The organism is Dissulfurimicrobium sp. (assembly GCF_049968175.1).
Classification (GTDB): domain Bacteria; phylum Desulfobacterota; class Dissulfuribacteria; order Dissulfuribacterales; family Sh68; genus Dissulfurimicrobium; species Dissulfurimicrobium hydrothermale.
Map to the genome: position 1 here is coordinate 1 of NZ_JBMFRG010000034.1, position 6833 is coordinate 6833.

The window sequence follows — 6833 nt, forward strand, 5'->3', positions numbered from 1 at the left end:
CTGTAATCTCGTCCCTTTCAAATGCAGACGCTGTGCTCGTGGTCACAGAGCCGACGCTTTCCGGTCTTCATGACCTTGAGCGAGTTATCGATCTTGCAAGACACTTTAAGCTTTTATCGTGTGCGTGTATAAATAAATGGGATATAAATCCAGAGATCTCCGCTCAAATAGAGGGAATATGTTTGAAGAAAGGTGTTCGAGTGATAAGCAGGCTGCCTTTCGACCGTGAGGCCGTAAAAAGCATTATAGCGAGAAGGCCGATTGTAGGGTACGATAGAGGGCCGATAGCCGATTCAATAAGGCGGCTCTTCAACGGATTGACGATCTTGCTTGATTAACCATAATGAATGATTGGAGGAAAGAGCTGTGGAAGCAACACAACAAAATGTCAGGGCGAATCCTGTTCTTGACCAACAGGACCAGATGATAAAGCAGAAGCTTGACAGGATTGAAAACAAGATAATGGTCATGAGCGGCAAGGGCGGGGTCGGCAAGAGCACCGTGGCCGTAAATCTGGCGCTCGGTCTCTCCCTTGAGAATTTTTATGTGGGTCTTTTGGATGTCGATCTGCATGGTCCAAATGTCCCGAAGATGCTCGGCCTTGAAAGGGGTGAGCTTAAACGGAGATCTGACGGGACGGTGGGGCCGGTGTTTTACTCGCCCAATCTCCAATTTATGTCGGTTGAACCGCTCCTGCCAGAAAAAGACTCGGCTGTCATGTGGCGCGGGCCCCTGAAGATGTCGGCCATCAGGCAGTTCATCTATGACATCGAATGGGGAGATCTTGATTACCTTGTGATAGACGCACCCCCAGGCACTGGAGACGAGCCAATGACCATTGCACAGATGATACCAGATGCCTTTGCGGTGGTCGTCACCACCCCGCAGGAGGTCTCTCTGCTTGACGTCAGGAAGTCAATAAGCTTTTGCAGACACGTAAATATGCCTATTCTGGGGATTGTTGAGAATATGAGCGGTATGATCTGCCCGCACTGTGGGAAGGCGGTGGATGTCTTCAAAAAGGGCGGTGGTGAAAAGCTTGCTGAAGAGCTCGGCATAACGTTTCTTGGGCGTATCCCTGTTGACCCAAGGATAGTGACCACCGGTGATGCTGGAAGACCGCTTGTGGCTGCATATCCAAACAGCCATACGTCAGAAGCCTTTGAACAAATTATAAGGAATACAATAAATGCAACGCAGGCGCTACGGGCGGAAAAGAAGGCCAGACAGGCCTCTGGGCGACAATGATATCATGGATGAAGGAGGGACAAATGAAGATCGCCATGCCTATAGATGGTCAAATGATAGCGGGCCACTTCGGCCATGCACCAAAATTCGCTTTTGTAGATGTAAAAGACGGCCAGCCAGGGGTGATTGCCATGCTCGCACCGCCTCCTCATGAACCTGGTGTTATACCAAGATGGCTCCATGAACAAGGGGTAACTCATCTTATCTGTGGCGGCATTGGGGCAAGGGCAGTGGAGATACTTACGGCGTCCGGTATAAATGTCATAGCAGGCGTTCAACCCATGGAGCCGAGTGAGGCGGTGAAGGCATTGCTTTCCGGGAGGCTCAAGGGGGTGGCCGGATCTACATGCGCAGGCCACAGTCATGGCCATGAGCACGGTCATAGTTGCGGCGGACACTAGAGAGATGGCACTTGGTTATGTTTCACAAGATAAGGGCTGTATTTTTCTTGATATTTGCCGTGAGCAGCTATGTATTGCTGGGTTCAATAGCCATATTGCTCTCTCTACTTACAGGGACAGGGGATTATGGTCATAATCTGGGAAGGTTCTGGTCAAAGTTGCTTTTTATAGTGGCTGGGTTGAGGCTAAATGTCACAGGATCTGAAAATATCCCGTTGGGCAGGCCTGTAGTCTTTGCATCTAATCATGCAAGCCAGCTTGATATACCTGTCTTATACCTTGCCTTGTGCGTACAGTTTCGGTTCTTGGTAAAGAAAGAGCTTTTTAAGATCCCGCTTTTCGGTCAGGCCATGCGTATGGCCGGCTATATACCGATAGATAGATCGGGCGGCAAGACTGCGGTCTTGGGCCTGAGAGATGCGGCCAAAAGGATCAGGGAAGGCACGTCGATCGTTGTCTTTCCGGAGGGGACGAGGAGTAGTGACGGCCGTCTTCAACCTTTCAAGATAGGTGGTATAAAGGTGGCCATAGAATCGGGTTGTCCAATAGTTCCTGTGGCGATAAGTGGCAGCCATAAGGTGCTTCCCAAGGGTAGTCTAATGATAAGGCCGGGGGGGATCATCTCTGTATCCATAGGTAGGCCTATTGACCCTAAAGGTTCAAGAGACGATCTGACAAAAGAGGTATGGGATGCAATAAACGCCATGCTCGGCAACCTAAACCGGTCTGATCCAAGGGTGCAATCATGATTTTTCCTTCGCATAAGACGAAGATCGTGTGCACTATCGGTCCTGTTTCAAGCGGGCCGGATGTGCTTGAGCGGATGGCCAGGGCAGGTATGGATGTGGCCAGGCTTAACTTGGCCCACGGCGATTTTGACAGTCACAGAATGGTTGTCTCCAACGTCAGATGGGCGGCTGATGCGGTCGGCAAGAAGGTGGCCATCCTTGCTGATCTCCCCGGCCCAAAGATGCGTGTTGGAAGGCTTAAGAAAGAGCCTTTAGAGCTTGATTACGGGAAACGTATCGTTTTGTTCGTGGGTGATGTACAGGAAGGCGCGGACGACAATCGGATCCCTGTGAGTTTTGATGGTCTTTCAAAGGCTGTACGCAAAGGAGATAAGGTCTATCTGAACGATGGGTTCATTCAGCTTGAAGTGGAGGGGATTGATAGAGGTGACGTCCAATGCAGGGTCGTTGTGGGCGGCACGCTCAGGTCGCACAAGGGTATAAATCTCCCTGGGATCGATCTTGGCGTAAGGGCTGTCACTGAATATGATCTTAAGTGTCTCGCCTTTGCAGCGGATGAGGGGATTGATGCGGTCAGCATCTCTTTTGTACGGGACGAAACGGACATAAAATACCTTAGAGATGCGGCATCGACTATTGGCTATGACCCGTTTGTAATAGCAAAGATAGAGCGGAGAGAGGCCCTTGAACATATTGACGCCATCCTTGAGGCTGCGGATGGTATCATGGTGGCAAGGGGTGATCTCGGGGTCGAGATCCCCATAGAAGAGGTCGCTGCTGTGCAGAAGCGTATTATCCGCAAGGCCAGACTTTTCTGCAGACCTGTTATAACCGCCACGCAAATGCTCGAGTCCATGGTGGAAAATAGTCGCCCGACCAGGGCTGAGGTGACCGATGTGGCGAACGCCATCCTTGACGGTACTGATTGTGTGATGTTGTCCGAGGAATCCGCCATGGGGCGGTATCCTGTTGAGGCTGTGTCCATGATGTCAAGGATCGCTGAGGTGACGGAAAACGAGCCAGATTTTTATAATATGGCATTATCTATATCCGTTAGTCAGGTCCCAGGAAAAGAGACAACATCCGTAGAAGATATCATAGCCGAGGGCGTCTACGGAGCTGTCAGGAGTTTGAGGCCGATTGCAGTCGTCACGCCGACTGCCAGCGGGGCCACTGCACGGAGAGTCGCGCGTCTCAGACCCAGTGTATGGATTGCAGCCCTCAGTTTTGACGAGAAGACGTGCCGGCGGCTCGTATTTTCATGCGGCGTTTATCCTGTCCATGTGTCCGAGGATGTATCAAGCTGGGGGGCCTATTGTCGCAAATGGTTTTTGCAGATGGGCGTTACAAAAGGTCTTGTTGTTCTTACGCAAGGGCCATCAATCTGGCATCCAGGCGGCACAAATCGCATGGAGATCATGGATCTCGAGCGGACCTAGCAGATTTGTAAGTGCCTATAGAGTTTTCATTTGGTGTCTATTTTTTTTGAGGCATGGCATGGAGTTTCACAGCCCCTTTTTGAACGAGCTCAAGATATGATTCCCTTATTTTTTCGAGCTGAGACATCAGCTTAATGAACTGTTGATATATATTGAAATATTCCGATTCCTCTTGGGCGAATCGCACTTGGACAAATTGCATGCCGATGCCTGTTTTCTCACCGTTTTTGTGCTGTATGTAACCCTTGAGGGGTATTGGGCCGATCACAGGCAATTCTATTAGCATATCCATGGCCTCTCCCTCGTCGATGGGCACCTCGGGTTTTACGGCGTTCGTTCATATGGTCTCCTTAGTATCGCATTGCCGACCAGAAGGTATTTTTTTAGTGGTCTTTATGTATTGCTAGACATGTTACTTAATGGTTGATCTGATTTTGCCCCTTTTAATTGTAGCCGGTCTTGGATATGCCGAGACGGATTTCTTTTTAAAAGAATGTCCATTATTATACATTTTTTCAAGCCTTGCCCTTGCAAAAAAATCCTTGGGTGGCAAAAAGGCCGCGATGACCCTTGCAAGTTCAACGCTGATCACGTCGCCAGGTCTTTTTTCACCTGCCCATTCGCCGTCAAGTTGTATCTGTACGGGGGTCTTTACTGCGATATTTATAAGCTTGGCCGTGATCGGCCTTATTTGGGCTGATAGGGGAGCAAATCTGCCCTTCGCCAGAAATTTTATATATTCGCACATATCATCAAGTTTATATATATTAAGGATACCGTCGGAGCGGTCTGCGCCTTTGGAAAGCCTTCCTCCGCCAGCATAATATTCTATATTGGAGAGGATAAAACTGAAATTTCCTTTTAATGTAAAAGAGTCCTTTTTCCCGGTATGATCGGTTAATGAGATATCTAGTTCAGGGATAGACCCTTTTACCGTATTTCTTATTATGCTTTTGATCCCTGCAAGGAGATAAAATAGCTTATTTTGTCTGATGCTTGGTGCGGCACTGTTCTTGAAATATCTGCGCATTTTGTAGAAGGAGCGCACTATGGAGGCGTCAAGGCCGATGCCCATGTAACCAAGGAAGGTATCGCCATGCCCCAATGACCATACGTCGATCGGTTCAACTCTGCCGTTTGCAAGGGCCGTAAAAAAGAGCGGTAGTCCGCCTGTATCCCATACGTCCCACCAGCCAAGGCTTCTTGCGATATCATTTCCTGTACCTAGCGGTAGGATTGCAAAAGGCGGAGGATTGACTAATTTAGATAATATCCTGGTTACTGTGGAGACCGTCCCGTCTCCACCTGCGATGACAATAAGTTTTTTGCTGCCGGTAAGGGAAAGCACTTGGTTCTCGATGCGTTTGGGGTCTGTAAAGACCGTTTGGATGGAAAAACTCGGGCACTGGACCCCGCCTTCAATCTCATCGGCGATCCTGGCGCCTAGCCCTGATCCGGCGACCGGATTTATTAAAAATAAATAGTCCATAGTTTTTATATTATATGGACGGCTCAAGGAAAGAAAGTCTTTTATGGAACCCGAGATAAGAATACTGGTGGTTGATGATGAGCACGCTATCACGATACTCATTAGCAGGATATTACAACAGCCTGGCTATAGGGTTAAAACCGCCGAAAGCGGCAGGGAAGCGCTTGATGTAATGGAAGAATTTTCGCCGAATATAGTGATAACCGACCTAAAGATGCCGGATATGAATGGCATCGAACTCATGAGAAAGGTGAAAGAAAAGAGACCAGAGATAGATTTTATCCTTCTTACAGCGTTTGCAACGGTAGAAAACGCTGTTCAGGCTATGAAGGAAGGTGCGCAAGATTATCTTATAAAACCACTGAAAGATCCGGACGAGTTGAGGATAGCGGTCTCGAAGATACTGGAACGCCAGGCATTGCTTGCAGCGAATAGGCTTTGGCAAAATCAGCTCTCCGATGGGCTTCCGCCAGCGGATGTCCTTTTTGCTGGCATGGAACGGATTTGGGATGAAATAAAACAGGTGGCAAAGACTGGGGTGACTGTGCTTCTTTTGGGTGAAAGTGGCACGGGAAAGAGCCTTATAGCTAAGGCTATACATAGTCTCAGCGAGAGGAAAGGGCCTTTTGTGGAGTTAAATTGCGCTGCGATCCCAGAGACCCTTATCGAATCAGAACTTTTTGGTCATGAACGAGGTGCCTTTACTGGTGCAATAAAGACCAAACAAGGCAAATTTGAATTGGCGCAGGAAGGTACTATCTTCTTGGACGAGATAGGTGAGATGCCTATTGGTCTCCAATCTAAACTTTTAAGGGTCCTTCAGGAGAGGTCCTTTGAAAGGGTAGGGGGGGTTACCACCTTGACGACTACGGCTCGGGTTATAGCGGCTACAAACCAGGACCTTTTATTAAATATCAAGGAAAGACGTTTTAGGGAAGACCTCTATTACCGGCTGAATGTGTTTCCCATAGCCCTTCCTCCCTTAAGACAGAGGATCAGGGCCATGCCGACCATTGCTGGCTATATGATACAGACCATATCGGCAAAGGTCGGGGTTAAGCCTGTTAAACTCACTGAAGAGTCGATAAAGAGGCTGCAATCTTATAGTTGGCCGGGTAATATAAGGGAATTGCATAATGTACTCGAAAGAGCCATCATCTTAAATCAAGGTCTGGAACTCTTATTGCCCGCTGTCCTTTGGCCTGAACCAAAACCAAAAATAGACAAAGGCGATACCTCCCTGCAGCCAGGGCCGAGAAGGCTTAAAAGTCTGGAAGAGCTCGAGAAAGATGCCATAGAAGAGGCTTTGAAAGAGACAGGGGGACATAGGCGGAAGGCTGCCGAGATATTAGGCATATCCTTAAGAACCTTGCAATACAAATTAAAGCAGTATCAAATAGAGACGTAATCGCCTTGCTCAGATTATGGGGTCCCATCTTTTTAATTGTGGCACAAATATTGCTTCAATTTTCTCAAGAGCAAGAGAGAGATGAATTCCCTAACCCTC

At 48.4% G+C, this 6833-nt stretch carries 7 protein-coding genes and 1 pseudogene; 6 read left to right on the forward strand and 2 right to left on the reverse strand.

Features of this window, described 5'->3' with window-relative positions:
- From ACP5SG_RS05815 to pyk, 5 genes and pseudogenes are all read left to right on the forward strand, one after another.
- A pseudogene (locus tag ACP5SG_RS05815) lies at positions 1-338 on the forward strand ((4Fe-4S)-binding protein); the annotation flags it as partial.
- 28 nt (positions 339-366) lie between these two features.
- Positions 367-1248 (forward strand): Mrp/NBP35 family ATP-binding protein, encoded by an 882-nt coding sequence (locus ACP5SG_RS05820; RefSeq protein ID WP_237887828.1) that lies wholly within the window; start codon positions 367-369, stop codon positions 1246-1248.
- A gap of 23 nt (positions 1249-1271) precedes the next feature.
- Entirely contained in the window at positions 1272-1649 is a 378-nt protein-coding gene (locus ACP5SG_RS05825) for a NifB/NifX family molybdenum-iron cluster-binding protein (RefSeq protein WP_424661269.1), read from the forward strand.
- 17 nt (positions 1650-1666) lie between these two features.
- A complete protein-coding gene (locus ACP5SG_RS05830) occupies positions 1667-2398 on the forward strand; it encodes a lysophospholipid acyltransferase family protein (protein ID WP_424661270.1) in 732 nt (243 codons plus the stop codon).
- A complete protein-coding gene (gene pyk, locus ACP5SG_RS05835; protein ID WP_428122823.1) occupies positions 2395-3837 on the forward strand; it encodes a pyruvate kinase in 1443 nt (480 codons plus the stop codon). Before ACP5SG_RS05830 ends, pyk begins: the two co-directional genes overlap by 4 nt.
- A gap of 37 nt (positions 3838-3874) precedes the next feature.
- On the opposite strand, the gene ACP5SG_RS05840 is transcribed toward pyk, so the two are convergent.
- Both ACP5SG_RS05840 and ACP5SG_RS05845 read right to left on the reverse strand, forming a co-directional pair.
- Positions 3875-4129 carry a hypothetical protein gene (locus ACP5SG_RS05840; protein WP_428122826.1) on the reverse strand — a complete coding sequence of 85 codons (255 nt, stop codon included), beginning with the start codon at positions 4127-4129 and terminating at the stop codon, positions 3875-3877.
- A 120-nt stretch (positions 4130-4249) separates the two neighbouring features.
- Positions 4250-5326 carry a diacylglycerol/lipid kinase family protein gene (locus tag ACP5SG_RS05845; RefSeq protein ID WP_237887837.1) on the reverse strand — a complete coding sequence of 359 codons (1077 nt, stop codon included), beginning with the start codon at positions 5324-5326 and terminating at the stop codon, positions 4250-4252.
- 43 nt (positions 5327-5369) lie between these two features.
- Here ACP5SG_RS05845 and ACP5SG_RS05850 point away from each other — a divergent pair, with 43 nt between their 5' ends.
- On the forward strand, positions 5370-6734 hold the full coding sequence (locus tag ACP5SG_RS05850) for a sigma-54-dependent transcriptional regulator (RefSeq protein WP_237887839.1): 1365 nt from the start codon (positions 5370-5372) through the stop codon (positions 6732-6734).
- The last annotated feature ends 99 nt before the right edge of the window (positions 6735-6833 follow it).